This window comes from Streptomyces aquilus (assembly GCF_003955715.1).
GTDB classification, from domain to species: Bacteria; Actinomycetota; Actinomycetes; order Streptomycetales; family Streptomycetaceae; genus Streptomyces; species Streptomyces aquilus.
In genome coordinates this window covers 3,216,784-3,234,391 of sequence record NZ_CP034463.1, presented here as the reverse complement: position 1 = coordinate 3,234,391, position 17,608 = coordinate 3,216,784, and the positions used below count along the sequence as shown (strand labels likewise).

The following is a 17,608-nucleotide window of genomic DNA, read 5'->3' as shown; positions in this document are numbered from 1 at the left end:
TCAGCCGCCGGTTGTCTGGTTCACGTACGCGGGGGACACAGCCGCGGTGCTGATGCGCCGCGGCTTTCCCGTGCCGTCCGCCGGGAGGGTGTACAGGTCCGCCCCGTAGTCGCCCGGCAGCGCGTAGACCAGCGTCCGCGGGTCCTTCCACACCGCCTGGTCGTCGACGCTGCGGGGCTCGGCGAGCGCGGTCTCGTGCATCGTGCGCAGGTCGAGGACGTACAGCCGCCAGGGGGCGTCCTTGGGAAGGCCCTTCGCCCGCTTCTTGTACGCGATGCGCGTGCCGTCGGGGGAGAGGGACGGGCATTCCACGTTGGTGTGGAGGGTCGTGACCGTGCGGGCCCGCAGGTCGCCCCTGACCAGGTAGGTCTTCCGCTGCGTGGCCAGGGTCGCGTAGAAGGTGCGGTCGTCCGACGCGAAGGTCACGCCCCAGAAGTTCACGTCCGCCGAGCGGTAGGCGTGGCCGTCCTTGATGACGCGGTAGGCCTCCAGGCTCGGCGTCAGTTCGCCCGTCCGTACGTCCACGATGGCCGCGCGGGTCGAGAAGTCGGTGCCCGCGTAGGAGTCGCCGCCCACGAAGGCCGTCCACGCGGCGAAGTGACCGGTGGGGGAGACGCGGGCGCGGGACGGGATGCCGGGGACGTCGTAGTGGTCCTTCTCCTTCAGCCGCGCGTCCAGGACCAGGGCGCGGTAGGAGTCGGAGACCGCGCCGTGGACGGCCTGGAGGCACACGCCGGTGCCCGCGGCGGCGTAGAAGCGCAGGCATTTCACGCCCGAGGCGGTCCGTGGCCCGGAGGGATCGGATGCCGGTACCGACGTCAGTTCGTCGCGGTGCGGGCCCCACGCCATGTTGCGGAAGACCATGCGGCCGGGGGTCGTGAGCGCGACGCGGCCCGCGCTCACGCGGGGGCCGCCGGGCTGGGTCTCGTTGCGGCGGTCCGCCCGCGCGGAGGCGTGCAGGACCGACAGCACGGCGACCGTGGCCAGGGCGAGTACGGCCGCGAGCAGGACGAGGAGGCGGTTGCGTACGGTCACGCGGAGGACTCCAAAGGACGCAGGATCGTCAGGGACAGGACCGCGCACAGGGCCAGCGCCGCCGTCGACGCCCACAGCGCCGTACGGTCGCCCCACAGGGTCCACGCGGCACCGAACCCGAGGGAGCAGGCGAAACGGGCCAGCGCCTGTCCCGTCTGGACCACCGCGAGACCCGACGAGCGCAGGCTCTCGGGAACGCTGTCCGAGGCCGCCGCCATCAGCACACCGTCGGTCGCCGCGTAGAAGGCGCCGTGCAGCAGCAGGACGAGCGCCACGCTGTGCGCGGAGGCCAGCAGCAGGGCGTACGCCGCCAGCAGCGCCCCGTGGCCGGCCAGGAAGACCCGCCATCTGCCGACCCGGTCCGCGAGCCTGCCCAAGGGCACCGCGAGCAGCAGGAACGCCGCCGCCGTACCCAGCGGGAGCAGGGCGAACCAGCGGTCGGGGACGTCGAGCCGGCGTTGCAGCAGGAGGTAGACGAACGAGTCGCTGACCGTGGCGAGGCCGAGCAGCAGGGCGCAGACCGTGACGCGGCGCAGGTCGCGACGGCGCAGGAGACTCAGGGCGGCGCGCAGGGTGGGGCGGGCGTCGTCGGAAGCGGGCTCCGCCCGGGGCTCTGCCCGGCCGCCCGGCACGAACAGCACCAGGACCAGCACCCCCAGCACCGCCACGCAGAAGCTGACCGTGAACACCGCGTCGTAGCCGTCCACCGTGGCCCGCAGGATCAGGAACGCCGCCAGCGGGCCGAGGAGCGCGCCCGCCGTGTCCATGGCCCGGTGCACGCCGAAGGCACGGCCCCGGGTCTCGGGCGTCGACGACAGGGAGATCAGCGCGTCGCGCGGGGCCGTGCGCAGTCCTTTGCCGGTGCGGTCGGCGGCCAGGACCAGGCCGATGGGGGTGAGGGAGTGGGCCAGCAGCAACAGGGGCTTGCAGAGCGCCGACAGCGCGTAGCCGAACCCGGCCACCCACTTGTGGCGTCCGCCGCCGCGGTCGGCGAGATGCCCGCCCACCAGTCGTACGACCGCCGAGAAGCCGTTGTAGACACCGTCGAGGAGCCCGAAGCCCAGCGGGGACAGGCCCAGGCCGGCCACCAGGTACAGGGGGAGCACGGCCGTCACCATCTCCGAGGAGACATCGGTGATCAGGCTGACGGTGCCGAGGGCGAGAACCGTCGGGGCGACCGTGCCGCCGCGACGCCGCCCGGCCGTGGTGGCCCGGGCGGCGCGGGTTTCCGCTACGTACATCTCAGGAGGCCCAGATCCCCGTGATGTCGGACGCCGAGGCCGCGTTGCCGGCGTGGGTCGTCAGGCCCTTCATGTCCTCCAGGGTGCGCAGGAGGCTGTAGTGGTTGTACGTCGTCGAGCTGGACGACCCGGCCGCCACCGGCTGCCCGTACAGGACCGTCGGGATGCGGTTGCCGGAGAGGCGGTTGTCCTCGTCGAAGGTGATGACGAGGAGGCTGTTGTGGGTGGCCGCCCAGGTCGCGTAGGCGCCGAGGTTGCTCTTGATCCAGGTGTCACCGGTCGACACCGAGCAGTCGTGCATGTCGTTGCACAGGTTCGGCACGACGAAGGAGACGTCGGGGAGGGTGGCGTAGTCCGTCGGGAACTGGGCGAACGTCTTCGCGCTGGACGTGGAGACATTGCTGAAGCCGAACCAGGGGTTGTGCTTCTGCGCGTACTTGCCGCTGCCGCAGGTCGTCGAGCCCTGGCTGGGCAGCGACTCGTTGTAGCTGGCCCAGGTCCTGCCGGCGGCGGTCAGCTCGGAGGCCAGGTTGGCGGCCGAGGAGAAGCCGGGCGTGACGCAGCTGTCGTCGGTGACGCCCTGGGTGGAGCCCGAGAACAGCGCGTAGTAGTTGGGCTGGCTGGGGTGGGTCTGGGCGTAGGACTGGGTCAGGGTGGCACCGCCCGTCCGCAGCGAGTTGATGTACGGGGCGCTGGAGGAGCCGATCACCTGGCTGTACGCGTGGTTCTCCATGACCACGACGACCACGTGGTCCGGGGTCGGTACACCGGACGCCGCGGCCGAGGAACCGCCGAGGCCGGTCCACAGACCGACGGCCGCCGCCGTGACGGCGAGCGCGGACACCATGGCCGTACGGCCGCGGCGCAGTGCCGAAGGGGCTGAACTGCCGGACACATCAACCTCCGAGTGGGGGGAAGAGCGAGGATGGCGGTGCGGACAGAGCATGCACACGCCAAGATGCCCTCATCCCCTCTCGGTCAATCCGGACCATGAAGATCAAGTGAACAGCCGTCAGCTGAGCGGCTCCCCGAACCGCTGTCGCCTACCGCCGCCCCCTACTGCTGTCGCCGCGAGGCCAGCTCCGTCAGCAGTTTGTGCAGCGGCTCCGTCTCCCGGCGCCGGTACTCCTGGATCGCCCAGCCGTTTCCGTCCGGGTCCTTGAAGTACATGAACGTGGCCCCGTCCTGCGGCCCGAAGGACTGCGGCTCGGTGACGTCCAGACCGCGCGCGGTCAGCTCCTCGTACGCCGCCTTCGCGTCCGTCACGCACAGCTGCATGCCGTGATACGTGCCCGGCTGCGGGGTGCCCGTGGGGACCTGGAGGCCGTCGACGAGCGCGATCGAACAGCCCGAGCCCGGCGGGGTCAGCTGGACGATCCGTACGCCCGGCATCACCTCCCCGTCGAGGTCCACGTGGAAGCCGACCTTGTCCCGGTAGAACTCCTTGGCCCGGTCCACGTCGGAGACCGGCATCAGGATCACTTCGAGGCTCATGTCCATGGCGTGACTCCCTTGTCTACGTCTGTCCACGTCATCAGAACCGCCATCGGGTCTGGCTGAACGGCTCCCCCTTACCGAAGCCGAAAACGGTGCGGGGCGCCACCGAAAAGACCAGAGCGCTTCCCCCGCCGTGCCGGAAGCTCCCGTCACGCACCTCGAAGTGCCAGAACTCGCCGTACTTCGCCTCCCACGCGGCCGCCAGCGCGCGCAGCCGGCCGTCGTCGGCGACGCGCACCGCCGCGCCCTCCACGACCAGGTCGTACCCCTTGTCCCAGGTGTTCGTCCCGGTCGTCAGCACCACCTGCGGGTTCGCCGCGAGGTTCAGGGCCTTGCGCTCCTCCGGGCCGGTGCAGAAGTGCAGGGCGCCCTCCGACCAGACCGCGGGCAGCGGCGTCACATGCGGCCGCCCGTCCGGCCGTACCGTCGAGATCCAGAACAGTTCGGCCGACTCCAGCAGCTCCACGGCCCGCGACCACGGTGTCGCCGTGGCGGTCGGGTCGCTGTAACGCTCGTCCAGCCGGGTCTCAGGTTCGTCGTGAGTCATACAGGGCAGACCCCGTCCCGGCCCGGAACTCATCGGCGCTTCCCGCAGGCTCTGCGGTTAGGCTCGATCGCGGTAGATCACGCACATCGCGCAGATCACGCGGGTCGCGTACGACCTTGATCCGACGGGAGGGCCGGGGATGACGGCGCCGGGGCGCAGGAGCAGTACGTTCAGCAGGCTGCTGCGGCACGGGTTCACCGATCCCTCCGCCGCCGAGCGGCTCCTGGACGGTCCGGAGCTGAGCGGCGTACGCAATGACCCGGTGCTGCTGGAGGCCCTCGGGGCCACCGCCGACCCCGATCTCGCGCTGCACGGTCTCGTCCGGCTGCTGGAGGCGCAGACCGACCGCGAGCTGCTCGACACGGTCATAGCGGCCAAGCCGCTGCGCGACCGTCTCCTCGGGGTGCTCGGCGCCTCCGCCGCGCTCGGCGAGCACCTCGCCCGGCACGCCGGGGACTGGCAGGCGCTCGTCACCTACGAGCCGCGCGATCTGCACCCCGGGGTGGAGGAGTTCGAGCGCGGGCTCGCCGAGGCCACCGACCCCGTCTCGCTCCGCGTCGCCTACCGCCGCTGCCTGCTGTCCATCGCCGCCCGTGACGTGTGCGGCACCACCGACATCGCCGAGACCGCCGCCGAGCTGGCCGACCTCGCCACCGCGACCCTGCGCGCCGCCCTCGCGATCGCCCGCGCCGCCGCCCCCGAGGACGCCGCCCTGTGCCGGCTCGCCGTCATCGCGATGGGCAAGTGCGGTGGCCACGAACTCAATTACGTCTCCGACGTCGACGTCATCTTCGTGGGCGAGGCGGTCGACGGGGCCGACGAGGGCAAGGCCCTGCGCGCCGCCACCAAGCTCGCCTCGCACATGATGCGGGTCTGCTCCGAGACCACCGTCGAGGGCTCCATCTGGCCCGTCGACGCCAACCTCCGCCCCGAGGGCAGAAACGGTCCGCTGGTCCGCACGCTCTCCTCCCATCTCGCCTACTACCAGCGCTGGGCCAAGACCTGGGAGTTCCAGGCCCTCCTCAAGGCCCGCCCGGTGGCCGGGGACATCGAGCTCGGCGAGGAGTACGTCGCCGCCCTCGAACCCCTCGTCTGGAAGGCCGCCGAGCGCGAGAACTTCGTCGCCGACGTGCAGAAGATGCGCCGCAGGGTCGTCGAGAACATCCCCGTGGCGGAGATCGAGCGCGAGCTGAAGCTCGGCCCCGGTGGCCTGCGGGACGTGGAATTCGCCGTCCAGCTCCTCCAGTTGGTGCACGGCCGCGCCGACGCCTCACTGCGCAGCGGCACCACCCTCGACGCCCTCCAGGCCCTCGCCGCCGGCGGCTACGTCGGCCGCGACGACGCCGTCCAACTCGACGACGCCTACCGCTTCCTGCGCTCCATGGAACACCGCATCCAGCTGTTCCGGCTGCGCCGCACCCACCTCGTCCCCGAGGACGAGGCCGACCTGCGCCGCATCGGCCGCTCCCTCGGCCTGCGCACCGACCCGGTCGCCGAGCTGAACCGCGAATGGAAACGGCACACCAGTGTCGTACGACGCCTGCACGAGAAGCTCTTCTACCGCCCGCTGCTCGACGCCGTCGCCCAACTGGCGCCGGGAGAGGCCAGGTTGAGCCCGGAGGCGGCCCGGGAGCGGCTGGTGGCGCTGGGGTACGCCGACCCCGCCTCCGCCTTGCGCCACCTGGAGGCCCTCGCCTCCGGCGTCACCCGCAAGGCCGCCATCCAGCGCACCCTCCTGCCGGTGCTGCTGGGTTGGTTCGCCGACTCCGCCGACCCGGACGCCGGACTGCTCAACTTCCGCAAGGTCTCAGACGCGTTGGGCAAGACCCCTTGGTATCTGCGGCTGTTGCGCGACGAGGGCGCCGCCGCCGAGAACCTCGCCCGGGTCCTGTCCGCCGGCCGTCTCGCTCCCGACCTGCTGATGCGCGCCCCCGAGGCGGTCGCGCTCCTCGGCGACGAGGAGGGGCTCGCCCCTCGTGGGCGGGCCGCGCTGGAACAGGAGACCCTCGCCGCCGTCAGCCGCGCCGACGGCGCCGAGCAGGCGGTCACGGCCGCCCGTGGCGTCCGCCGCCGCGAACTGTTCCGTACCACCGCCGCCGACATCATCGGCTCCTACGGCACCGAGACCCAGCCCGTCGAGGCCGACCAGGGCGCCCTCGTCGACCGCGTCGGCGGCGCCGTCTCCGACCTCAACGCCGCGACCCTCGCGGGCACGCTCCGTGCGGTCGTCCGCGACACCTGGGGCGACACCCTGCCCACCCGGTTCGCCGTCATCGGCATGGGCCGCTTCGGCGGCCACGAACTCGGCTACGGCTCCGACGCGGACGTCCTCTTCGTCCACGAGGCGCGGGGCGGCGTCCCCGAGCAGTCCGCCGCCGAGGCCGCCAACAAGGTCGTCTCCGAGATGCGCCGCCTGCTCCAGCTCCCCAGCGCCGACCCGCCGCTCCTCATCGACGCCGACCTGCGCCCGGAGGGCAAGTCCGGGCCGCTGGTACGGACGTTGAACTCGTACGAGGCGTACTACCGCCGGTGGTCCCTGGTCTGGGAGGCGCAGGCCCTGCTACGGGCCGAAGTCGTCGCCGGTGACCAGGACCTGGGGCGGCGCTTCATCGAGCTCATCGACCCGCTGCGGTACCCGGCGGAGGGGCTCGGGGAGGACGCCGTACGGGAGATCAGGCGGCTGAAGGCGCGGATGGAGTCGGAGCGGATGCCGCGCGGCGCGGACCCGAAGCTGCACACGAAGCTCGGTCCTGGTGGCCTGTCCGACGTCGAGTGGACCGTGCAGCTCTTCCAGTTGCAGCACGGCTGGGCCGTGCCGGGGCTTCGTACGACCCGGACGCGGGAGGCGCTTGCGGCCGCGTGTGCCGCCGGGCTCATCTCGGGTGAAAATGCCGAGATCCTGGACGAGGCTTGGGTGTTGGCCACTCGGGTGCGCAATGCCGTGATGCTGGTGCGGGGACGGGCGGGGGACACGTTCCCGACCGAGGCCCGTGAACTGGCCGCTGTGGGACGGTACTTGGGGTACGGGCCGGGGCATGCGGGGGACATGTTGGATGCGTATCGGCGCACGGCGCGCAGGGCGCGGAGTGTGGTGGAGACGTTGTTCTACGGGGCGTAGGCCTTCTTTGTCGGGCGCGGGTCCGTTGTGGTTGCTCGCGCAGTTCCCCGCGCCCCTGTGGGGCGCGTCATGGCGACGCCGACCAGAACCACTGCCATGCCGGTCAGCACCCGCAACCCCACCTTCTCGTCGAGCAGCACCGCTCCCAGCGTCACCGACACCACCGGCAGCAAGTAGCCCACCGTCGCCGCCGTCGTCGGGCCCTCGTCGGCTATCAGGCGGTAGTTGAGGTAGAAGGTCACGCCCGTTCCCAGCACCCCCAGCGCCGTGACCGCGCCCAGCGCCACCAGGTCCGCGTCCACCGGGCCCGCGACCGGGAGCGACAGCGTCGCCCACCCCGTCGCCATCAGCATCTGCGCCGCCGACATCGCCATCGGCGCCCGTTTGTCGGTCAGCCTGCGGGCCATGTACGCGAACGCCACCGCGTAGCTCGCCGCCGCCCCCAGCAGGGCCAGCGCGGCCCAGCTCAGCAGGCCCGAGCGGTGCCAGGGGGCGAAGATCAGCACCGTACCGGCGAAGCCGAGGAGCAGGCCGGTCAGGCGCAGCGGAGGCAGGGCGCGGTCGGTGCCGAGCAGGAGGCCGATCAGCAGGGACCACAGGGGAGTCGTGGCGTTCAGTACGCCCGCGATGCCCGAGTCGAGGTGCTGCTCGCCCACCGCGAACAGGGCGAACGGGATCGCGTTGCAGAACAGCGCGGCGATCACCAGGTGCCCCCAGGTCGCGCGGGAGCGGGGGAGCCGCTGGCCGGCCGAGCGGGCCAGCACCAGCAGGGTGGCCGTCCCCAGCGCGCAGCGGACGATCGTGATCTGGGCGGGGGAGAGGCCGTGGTCCAGGGCCAGCTTGATCCAGAGGAACCCCGAGCCCCACAGGAGGGCTAGGGCGGCCATGCGGAGCGTGGAGGCGGGAGACATGCCTCTACGGTCGGGGAGCGGACGCGTGAGGACAAGTGAAGAGTTCTGGATGGGTTGTTAAGCTGTGCTACATGCTGGATGTGCGTCGGATGCAGGTGCTGCGGGCCGTGGTGAGCAGCGGGTCGGTGACGGGGGCCGCGGCGGTCCTCGGGTACACGCCGTCCGCCGTGAGTCAGCAGATCGCCGCGCTGGAGAAGGAGGCGCGGACCGAGCTGCTGGAGCGGGTCGGGCGCGGGGTGCGGCCGACGGCCGCCGGGCTGCTGCTGACCGAGTACGCCGACACCATCAGCCGCCAGGTCGCCGAGGCGGAGACGGCACTGGCCGACCTGCTCGCGGGCCGCACGGGACGGCTGGCGGTGCGGTACTTCGCCACGGCCGGCGGCTCGCTGGTCGCCCCGGCGGTGGCGCGGCTGCGCACGGAACACCCCGGCGTGCAGATCGACCTGAGGCTGATCGACCCCGAGGACCCGCTGCCGGACGTCCGCGAGGGCCGTGCGGACCTGGCGCTGGTGGTGGGCGCAGGCGCAGCGGCCCCGGACGGCGTACGGCTGCTGCATCTGCTGGACGATCCGTACCTCGCGGTGCTGCCGGCGGGCCACCGCCTCGCGGACGCCCCCGAGCTGGAGCTCGCCGACCTCGCCGGCGAACCCTGGGTCGGCAGCGAATGGCCCGGCCCCTGTCTCGACGCCCAGCTCACCGCCTGTGAGGCCGCCGGGTTCCGGCCCGGGTTCGTGGTCGACAGCGAGGACTACGTCACCGCGCAGGGGTTCGTGGCGGCGGGCCTGGGCGTGAGCCTGATCCCCAGGCTGGGGCTGGCCACCGGCGTCCGTCCGGGTGTCGTCGTACGGGAGTTGCGGGCGCCGGAGCCGACGCGCTCGATCCACGCGGCCGTACGCGAGACGGCGCCGCCGCAGCCCGCGCTGCGGGCGTTCATCGCGGCGCTGCGGGAAGCGGCTGCCCGACCGTAGGCACGAGCTGCGGCAGGCGGTACGGCAGGGCGCCGTACCAGAGCCGCGCCACCGTGAAACCGAAGGTCAGGCACAGGATGCCGCCCACCGCGTCCAGCCAGAAGTGGTTGGCGGTGGCGACGATGACGACCAGGGTGGCCGCCGGGTAGAGGAGCCCCAGCACCCGCGCCCAGGGCACCCTGGCCAGCGCGAAGATCGTCAGACCGCACCACAGCGACCAGCCGATGTGCATCGACGGCATCGCGGCGTACTGGTTCGACATGCTCTTCAGGTCGCCGGACGCCATCGAACCCCAGGTCTGGTGGACCACGACGGTGTCGACGAAGTCGCCGCCGTTCATCAGCCGGGGCGGGGCCAGCGGATACAGGTAGTAACCGACGAGGGCGACGGCGGTCGTGGCGAAGAGGGCCGTGCGGGTCGCCGCGTAGCGGCCGGGGTGGTAGCGGAACAGCCACACCAGGACACCCAGCGTCACCACGAAGTGCAGCGTCGCGTAGTAGTAGTTCATGCCCACGATCAGCCAAGTCACCGAGTTCACGGCGTGGTTGACCGACTCCTCGACCGCGATCCCCAGGTCGTGCTCGACCCGCCAGATCCAGTCGGCGTTGCGCAGCGCCTCGGCCCTCTGCTCCGGGACCGCGTTGCGGATCAGCGAGTACGTCCAGTAACTCACCGCGATCAGCAGGATCTCGAACCAGAGGCGGGGGCGGCGCGGGGTGCGCAGGCGGCGAAGAAGGCCCCTGCCCGAGTTCTCCGCGACAGGATGCAGAACGGCCTCTTCGCGGCCTTCCACTGTAGTCACGGTCGAATCACCCATGGACACAGAGTCTGCCAGAAAAGCCCTTGCCCCCAGATCATCCCTCGGGCGGGTTCAGGACGCATGTTCTACGGCGGGACGAGGCCCTCGTCTCCTACCAGCGCACGGCCCGGAACCCCGTTCTCTCCGTCTCAGGAACGAGAACGCTCCCCACGGGACGAAACAGGCGCCGAAGCCGTCGAACCGCGCACCACCAGCTCCGGCATGAACACGAACTCGCTGTGCGGCGCGGGCGTCCCGCCGATCTCCTCCAGCAACGTCCGCACCGCGGCCTGGCCCATCGCCGGAACCGGCTTGCGGACCGTCGTCAGCGGCGGGTCGGTGAACGCGATCAGGGGGGAGTCGTCGAAGCCCACCACCGAGACGTCGTGCGGCACTTCGAGGCCGAGCTGCCGGGCGGCCCGTATCGCACCCAGCGCCATCATGTCGCTCGCGCACACCACCGCCGTACAGCCCCGGCCGATCAGCGCGGTGGCCGCGGCCTGACCGCCCTCCAGGGTGTAGAGGGAGTGCTGGACCAGCTCCGATTCCACGGCCTCCGCCGACAACCCCACCTGGTCCTGCATCGCCCGCACGAACCCCTCGATCTTGCGCTGCACCGGCACGAACCGCTTCGGGCCGAGCGCGAGACCGATCCGGGTGTGACCGAGCGAGGCGAGATGCGTGACCGCCAGCGTCATCGCGGCGCGGTCGTCGGGGGAGATGAACGGCGCCTGCACCTTCGGCGAGAAACCGTCCACCAGCACGAACGGCACGCCCTGGCCGCGCAGCTGCTCGTAGCGCTGCATGTCGGCGGAGGTGTCCGCGTGCAGTCCGGAGACGAAGATGATGCCCGCCACGCCCCGGTCGACGAGCATCTCCGTGAGCTCGTCCTCCGTGGAACCGCCCGGGGTCTGGGTGGCCAGCACCGGGGTGTACCCCTGCCGGGTCAGCGCCTGCCCGATCACCTGGGCCAGCGCCGGGAATATCGGGTTCTCCAGCTCCGGGGTTATCAGGCCCACCAGGCCCTCACTGCGCTGCCGCAGGCGCACCGGGCGCTCGTAGCCCAGGACGTCGAGAGCGGCCAGCACGGACTGGCGGGTGGTGGCGGCGACGCCCGGCTTCCCGTTGAGGACGCGGCTGACGGTCGCTTCGCTGACCCCCGCTTGAGCAGCGATGTCGGCAAGCCGTGTGGTCACAGGGTTGGACTGTACCGGCCGACCCTGCCCTTGCACACCAATCGGACGCCGTGGGCGACCTGTTGACCGTCCCGGTCCGAGTTGCTGGGTCATCGCGCTCCCTCGTGAAAGTGATGGCAAGAGCTTGCAGAGTCTTGCACAGGGCGCTCCTGACCGCTCCACCCCTGGAAACAAGCGTCTCACGGCGGTAGCCGCGAGGTCACGCCCGGATAACTTCGATGACGTCTTGCACTTTTTTGCTGCAAGGTCTTTCGCAACGCTTACATCGCTGTTACGTTCGGCGACGCCCGGCGGCGGCAACGGCGCAGTCGGCAAGACCGCAGGGACGGCAGACGGGGCCGACCTCTGCACACGCAGGGCCGGCGGACGGGACCGCCCCCTGTACCACACGGGCTTTCACCCTCAAGGAGAACTCATGCGGCGTGGCATAGCGGCCACTGCGCTGGTGGCGTCCCTCGCCCTCGCGGCGACGGCCTGCAACGGAGACGACAGCGGCAGCGACTCGAGCGGTCCGGTCACCATCACCTGGTGGGACACCTCCAACGCCACCAACGAGGCGCCGACGTACAAGGCCCTCATCAAGGAGTTCGAGGCCGCGAACAAGGACGTCAAGGTCAAGTACGTCAACGTCCAGTTCGACCAGGCGCAGAACAAGTTCGACACCGCCGCCGGCTCCAAGGGCGCCCCGGACGTGCTGCGCTCCGAGGTCGGCTGGACCCCCGCCTTCGCCAAGAAGAGCTACCTGCTGCCCCTCGACGGCACCGAGGCCCTCGCCGACCAGGCCAAGTTCAAGCCGAACCTGATCGAGCAGGCCAAGTACGAGGGCAAGACCTACGGCGTCCCGCTGGTCACCGACACCCTCGCCCTCGTCTACAACAAGGCCCTCTTCGAGAAGGCCGGCGTCGAGGCCCCCAAGACCTGGGACGACCTGAAGAAGGCCGCCGCCACCATCAAGGACAAGACCGGCGTCGACGGCTACTGGGGCTCCACCCAGGCCTACTACGCCCAGTCCTTCCTCTACGGCGAGGGCACCGACACCGTCGACGCCGCCGCCAAGAAGATCACGGTGAACTCGCCCGCCGCGCAGAAGGCGTACGGCACCTGGCTGAGCCTCTTCTCCGGCAAGGGCCTGCACAAGGCCGACACCACCGCCGACGCCTACGCCCACATCCAGGACGCGTTCGTCAACGGCAAGGTCGCCGCGATCGTCCAGGGCCCGTGGGAGATCACCAACTTCTACAAGGGCTCCGCGTTCAAGGACAAGAACAACCTCGGCATCGCCACCGTCCCGGCCGGCTCCACCGGCAAGGCGGGCGCCCCGACCGGCGGCCACAACCTCTCGGTCTACGCCGGCTCCGACGCCGCCCACCAGAAGGCCGCGCTGAAGTTCGTCAACTTCATGACCTCCGCGAAGTCCCAGGCGACCATCGCGCTGAAGAACTCCACGCTGCCCACCCGCGACGACGCCTACACCGCCGAGGTCAAGGCCGACCCGGGCATCGCCGGCTACCAGGGCGTCCTCGCCGCCGCCCAGCCGCGCCCGGCCCTGCCCGAGTACAGCTCCCTGTGGGGCCCGCTGGACACCGAGCTGCCGAAGATCGCCGGCGGCAAGGAGTCCCTCGACAAGGGGCTGAGCAACGCCGAGACCGCCATCGCCAAGCTGGTCCCGGACTTCAGCAAGTAAGCCCCGAGCGGCCGCCGGATCTCCCGAAGCATGGGGGGAGAGATCCGGCGGCCATCGGCCTGTGAGCCGTACACGAGCCGTACACCCCTTGAACCTCCCAGAAGGTGTCGAACCATGACAGTCGCCATCGACCGCGCGACCGGCAAGCGCCGCGGTGACCGCGGGCCCCGGCCCGGGCTGGGCCAGCGCCTGAAGCGCGGATACCAGAAGCACTGGTACGCCTACGCGATGATCGCCCCGGTGGCGATCGTCCTCGGCGTCCTCGTGCTGTACCCGCTGGTGTACGGCCTCTACCTCACGCTCACCGACGCCAACAGCCTCAACACGGCGCGGACGATCGGCGTCAACCACATCGACGCCACCTACAAGTTCATCGGCCTCGACAACTACGCCGACATCCTCTGGGGCGACACCGCCTACGACCGCTTCTGGTCGCACTTCATCTGGACGATCGTGTGGACGGCCGCCTGTGTGGCCCTGCACTACGGCATCGGACTCGGCCTCGCGCTGCTGCTCAACCAGAAGCTGCGCGGCCGCACCTTCTACCGGCTGATCCTCATCCTGCCGTGGGCCGTGCCGACCTTCGTCACCGTCTTCGGCTGGCGGTTCATGCTCGCCGACAGCGGCATCATCAACAGCTTCCTGGGCAGTCTCCACCTGCCCGAACCGTCCTGGCTGGAGGACACCTTCTGGCAGCGGTTCGCCGCGATCATGGTCAACACCTGGTGCGGTGTGCCGTTCATGATGGTCTCGCTGCTCGGCGGACTCCAGTCCATCGACTCCTCGCTCTACGAGGCCGCCGAGATGGACGGGGCCAACGCCTGGCAGCGCTTCCGGTACGTCACCCTGCCGGGCCTCAGGTCCGTCAGCTCCACCGTCGTACTCCTCGGCGTCATCTGGACCTTCAACCAGTTCGCCATCATCTTCCTGCTGTTCGGCAACACCGCCCCCGACGCGCAGATCCTCGTCACGTGGGCGTACTACCTCGGCTTCGGACAGCAGCCGCGTGACTTCGCCCAGTCGGCGGCCTACGGCATCCTGCTGCTGGCCATCCTGATCGTCTTCACCTCCTTCTACCGCCGCTGGCTGAACCGCAATGACCAGCAGCTCGCGATCTGAGGCAGGAGTCACCATGAGCACCTCAACCCCCTCCGAGATCAAGGCGGACCGCCCGGTGACCCCCCAGGTCCTCGAAGCCTCCCGGCCGCGCAAGGTCCGCGGCCGTGAGGAGCGCGGCCGCGCCGCGTCCCTCGCCTCCCACGGCATCCTGATCGTCGCGAGCCTGATCGCGCTGTTCCCGATCGCCTGGCTGGTCTATCTGTCCCTCGGCCCGGACAAGGACGACTACCTCCACCCCGGCGGCATCTGGGACAAGATGACGCTGGACAACTACTCGTTCGTCCTTCAGCACACCAACTTCTTCGAATGGCTGAAGAGTTCGCTGATCGTCTCCCTCGGCACCACCGTCATCGGCGTGTTCGCGGCGGCCACCACCGGCTACGCGGTCTCCCGTATGCGGTTCCCCGGCTACAAGAAGCTCATGTGGGTGCTCCTGGTCACCCAGATGTTCCCGATCGCCGTCCTCATCGTGCCGATGTACCAGATCCTCGTCGACCTTCAGCTCGTCGACAGCTACCTCGGCCTCGTCCTCGTCTACTGCGCGACCGCGGTCCCCTACAGCGCCTGGCTGCTCAAGGGGTACTTCGACACGATCCCCTTCGAGATCGACGAGGCCGGCCGCGTCGACGGACTGACCCCCTTCGGCACGTTCTTCCGGCTGATCCTGCCGCTCGCCAAGCCGGGCCTCGCGGTCGCCGCCTTCTACAACTTCATCACCGCCTTCGGCGAGGTCGCCTTCGCCTCGACGTTCATGCTCAGCGACGACAAGTACACCTTCGCCGTCGGCCTGCAGAGCTTCGTCAGCGAACACGACGCCCAGCGCAACCTGATGGCCGCGACCGCGGTGCTCATCGCCATACCGGTGTCCGCGTTCTTCTACCTCGTACAGAAGAACCTCGTGACCGGCCTGACGGCCGGCGGCACGAAGGGCTGACATCCCACCGACCCGAGGCGGTCGCGGTGTCCATCCGACCCCGCTGTCACCGCGGCCGCCTCGCATCACCGTTGTCTGCACACCTGACCCCATGACCCCGTTACGTATCAAGGACGCCATGAGCCAGCAGCACTCCGCCCTCGCCTCGGCCCCGACCCCCGCCCAAGCCAAGCGCGGCGACTGGTGGCGGGACGCGGTGATCTACCAGGTGTATCCGCGCAGCTTCGCCGACAGCAACGGCGACGGCATGGGCGACCTGGAGGGCATCCGCTCCCGACTGCCGTACCTGCGCGACCTGGGCGTGGACGCCGTGTGGCTCAGCCCCTTCTACGCCTCCCCGCAGGCCGACGCCGGCTACGACGTCGCCGACTACCGGGCCGTGGACCCGATGTTCGGCAACCTGCTGGACGCGGACGCGCTGATCCGCGACGCGCACGAACTGAGCCTGCGGATCATCGTCGACCTGGTCCCCAACCACTCCTCCGACCAGCACGAGTGGTTCAAGCGCGCCCTGCGCGAGGGCCCCGGGTCCCCCCTGCGCGACCGCTACCACTTCCGCCCCGGCAAGGGCGAACACGGCGAACTCCCCCCGAACGATTGGGAGTCCATCTTCGGCGGCCCGGCGTGGACCCGGGTCACCGAGCCCGACGGCACCCCCGGCGAGTGGTACCTCCACCTCTTCGCTCCCGAGCAGCCCGACTTCAACTGGGAACACCCCGCGGTCGGCGACGAGTTCCGCTCCATCCTGCGCTTCTGGCTGGACATGGGCGTGGACGGCTTCCGCATCGACGTGGCCCACGGCATGGTGAAGGCGGAGGGCCTGCCGGACATCGGCGGCGACGGCGACCAGCTCAAGTTGCTGGGCAACGATGTCATGCCGTTCTTCGACCAGGACGGCGTCCACGACATCTACCGCCAGTGGCGGCTCATCCTCGACGAGTACGCGGGCGAACGCATCTTCGTCGCCGAGGCCTGGACGCCGACGGTCGCGCGTACCGCGAACTACGTCCGCCCGGACGAGCTCCACCAGGCCTTCAACTTCCAGTACCTGGGCACCCATTGGGACGCGGAGGAGCTCCGCAAGGTGGTTGACCTGACCCTGGAGGCGATGCGCCCGGTCGGCGCCCCGGCCACCTGGGTCCTCTCCAACCACGACGTCACCCGCCACGCGACCCGCTTCGCGAACCCGGCGGGCCTCGGCACCCAGATCCGCACGGCGGGCGACCGCGCGCTCGGCCTGCGGCGCGCTCGCGCGGCCACCCTCCTCATGCTGGCGCTGCCGGGCTCGGCGTACATCTACCAGGGCGAGGAGCTGGGCCTGCCGGACGTCGTCGACCTCCCGGACGAGGTCCGCCAGGACCCCGCCTACTTCCGCGGCGCGGGCCAGGACGGCTTCCGCGACGGCTGCCGCGTCCCGATCCCGTGGACGCGCGAGGGTTCGTCGTACGGCTTCGGCACCGGCGGCAGCTGGCTTCCGCAGCCGGCGGAGTGGGCGGACCTGAGCGTCGAGGCCCAGACCGGCGTGGCGGGCTCCACCCTGGAGCTCTACCGCTCGGCCCTCGCCGTCCGCCGCGCCGAACCCGACCTGGGCGCCGGCGACTCGGTGGCATGGCTCCGCGCGCCGGAGGGCGTACTGGCCTTCCGCCGGGGCGAGTTCGTCTGCGTGGCGAACACCACCGGCGAGTCGGTGACGACCCCGGCGTACGGCCGGGTGCTGCTGGCGAGCGGCGAGGTCGCCGAGGTCGACGGCGACGCGAAGATCCCGGCGGACACCACGGTGTGGTGGACGACGGCCTGAGCACGGACGCACCCGCACCGGGCCCCCGCCGCCTTCGGGCAGCGGGGGCCCGGTGCCTTTTCCCGGGTGACCGAAGATTTCCCCGTCGGCGTGTCGATCGGCGCGCCCCGCGATCGACGCTTGAGTGGAAGGGCGACCGGCGCCCACCGTCCCGAGGAGAGACCATGCGGATCCGCGCCCGCCTCAGCATGAGTGCCGACGGCTATGTGACCACCCCGAACGGCTGGCCCGCTCTGACCGCCGACCCCGCGTTCGTCTCCGGCGAGAGCCACGGCATCCGGGAGTTCCTCGCCGACTGCGAGGCCGCGCTCATGGGCCGCACCACGTTCGAACCCGCGCTGAACAACACCCGCTGGCCCTGGCCGGACCTCGATGTGTTCGTCCTCGGCTCGCACCGCCCGGAGGGCACCCCGGACCACGTCACCACCGACAGCGATCCCGTGCGGCTGCTGGAGAAGATCCGCGCGGCCAACAAGGGCGGCGACGTCCACCTCGTCGGCGGCCCGCGCACGATCGGCACCTTCCACGCCCTCGGCGCCCTCGACCGCCTCGAACTGGTCGTCCTGCCCTTGCTGTTCGGGGCCGGCACCCGGCTGACGCCCGCACTCGACGCCGACACCGGGCTGACCTTCCGGAGCCAACGGGCGCTGCCCGGCGGCTCGGTGGAGATCGTATACAGCTGCGAGGGCAGCCGCGCCGACCTGCCGGGCAGGCCGGCCAGTCAGCGCTGAGCACCGACGGCCGGCAGAGGCCCGGGGATT

At 70.8% G+C, this 17,608-nt stretch carries 15 protein-coding genes; 7 read left to right on the top strand and 8 right to left on the bottom strand.

Going from position 1 to position 17,608, the window contains the following annotated elements:
• From EJC51_RS14905 to EJC51_RS14885, 5 genes are all read right to left on the bottom strand, one after another.
• On the bottom strand, positions 1-1,035 hold the full coding sequence (locus EJC51_RS14905) for a TolB family protein (RefSeq protein WP_126271528.1): 1,035 nt from the start codon (positions 1,033-1,035) through the stop codon (positions 1-3).
• On the bottom strand, positions 1,032-2,276 hold the full coding sequence (locus tag EJC51_RS14900) for an MFS transporter (RefSeq protein WP_126271527.1): 1,245 nt from the start codon (positions 2,274-2,276) through the stop codon (positions 1,032-1,034). Before EJC51_RS14900 ends, EJC51_RS14905 begins: the two co-directional genes overlap by 4 nt.
• A gap of 1 nt (position 2,277) precedes the next feature.
• Positions 2,278-3,123, bottom strand: a complete 846-nt coding sequence (locus tag EJC51_RS14895) for an alkaline phosphatase family protein (RefSeq protein WP_208870822.1) — start codon at positions 3,121-3,123, stop codon at positions 2,278-2,280.
• A gap of 209 nt (positions 3,124-3,332) precedes the next feature.
• Positions 3,333-3,776, bottom strand: coding sequence for a VOC family protein (locus EJC51_RS14890; protein WP_126271525.1), 444 nt, complete (start codon positions 3,774-3,776; stop codon positions 3,333-3,335).
• Positions 3,777-3,810: 34 nt separating this feature from the next.
• On the bottom strand, positions 3,811-4,320 hold the full coding sequence (locus tag EJC51_RS14885; RefSeq protein ID WP_126271524.1) for a pyridoxamine 5'-phosphate oxidase family protein: 510 nt from the start codon (positions 4,318-4,320) through the stop codon (positions 3,811-3,813).
• A gap of 139 nt (positions 4,321-4,459) precedes the next feature.
• On the opposite strand from EJC51_RS14885, the gene EJC51_RS14880 reads away from it, so the two are divergent.
• Complete coding sequence (locus tag EJC51_RS14880; RefSeq protein ID WP_126271523.1) at positions 4,460-7,438, top strand: bifunctional [glutamine synthetase] adenylyltransferase/[glutamine synthetase]-adenylyl-L-tyrosine phosphorylase; 2,979 nt, start codon at positions 4,460-4,462, stop codon at positions 7,436-7,438.
• Here the strand turns inward: EJC51_RS14880 and EJC51_RS14875 are convergent.
• Complete coding sequence (locus tag EJC51_RS14875) at positions 7,426-8,349, bottom strand: DMT family transporter (RefSeq protein ID WP_126271522.1); 924 nt, start codon at positions 8,347-8,349, stop codon at positions 7,426-7,428. The two genes, EJC51_RS14880 and EJC51_RS14875, sit on opposite strands and share 13 nt — an antisense overlap.
• A 71-nt stretch (positions 8,350-8,420) precedes the next feature.
• Here EJC51_RS14875 and EJC51_RS14870 point away from each other — a divergent pair, with 71 nt between their 5' ends.
• Positions 8,421-9,317 (top strand): LysR family transcriptional regulator, encoded by an 897-nt coding sequence (locus EJC51_RS14870; RefSeq protein WP_126271521.1) that lies wholly within the window; start codon positions 8,421-8,423, stop codon positions 9,315-9,317.
• Here the strand turns inward: EJC51_RS14870 and EJC51_RS14865 are convergent.
• Complete coding sequence (locus EJC51_RS14865; protein ID WP_126271520.1) at positions 9,280-10,134, bottom strand: phosphatase PAP2 family protein; 855 nt, start codon at positions 10,132-10,134, stop codon at positions 9,280-9,282. The two genes, EJC51_RS14870 and EJC51_RS14865, sit on opposite strands and share 38 nt — an antisense overlap.
• Positions 10,135-10,265: 131 nt before the next feature.
• Positions 10,266-11,312 carry a LacI family DNA-binding transcriptional regulator gene (locus tag EJC51_RS14860; RefSeq protein WP_279631346.1) on the bottom strand — a complete coding sequence of 349 codons (1,047 nt, stop codon included), beginning with the start codon at positions 11,310-11,312 and terminating at the stop codon, positions 10,266-10,268.
• Between the two features lie 415 nt (positions 11,313-11,727).
• Between EJC51_RS14860 and EJC51_RS14855 the strand changes: the two genes are divergently transcribed.
• The 5 genes from EJC51_RS14855 (at position 11,728) to EJC51_RS14835 (ending at position 17,578) form a co-directional block, all read left to right on the top strand.
• On the top strand, positions 11,728-12,996 hold the full coding sequence (locus tag EJC51_RS14855; RefSeq protein WP_126271518.1) for an extracellular solute-binding protein: 1,269 nt from the start codon (positions 11,728-11,730) through the stop codon (positions 12,994-12,996).
• Between the two features lie 114 nt (positions 12,997-13,110).
• A complete protein-coding gene (locus tag EJC51_RS14850; RefSeq protein WP_079306516.1) occupies positions 13,111-14,115 on the top strand; it encodes a carbohydrate ABC transporter permease in 1,005 nt (334 codons plus the stop codon).
• Between the two features lie 13 nt (positions 14,116-14,128).
• Complete coding sequence (locus EJC51_RS14845; RefSeq protein WP_126271517.1) at positions 14,129-15,049, top strand: sugar ABC transporter permease; 921 nt, start codon at positions 14,129-14,131, stop codon at positions 15,047-15,049.
• 118 nt (positions 15,050-15,167) lie between these two features.
• Positions 15,168-16,847: a glycoside hydrolase family 13 protein gene (locus EJC51_RS14840; protein ID WP_126276954.1), complete on the top strand. Its 1,680-nt coding sequence runs from the start codon at positions 15,168-15,170 to the stop codon at positions 16,845-16,847.
• A gap of 164 nt (positions 16,848-17,011) precedes the next feature.
• Positions 17,012-17,578, top strand: coding sequence for a dihydrofolate reductase family protein (locus EJC51_RS14835; RefSeq protein WP_126271516.1), 567 nt, complete (start codon positions 17,012-17,014; stop codon positions 17,576-17,578).
• The last annotated feature ends 30 nt before the right edge of the window (positions 17,579-17,608 follow it).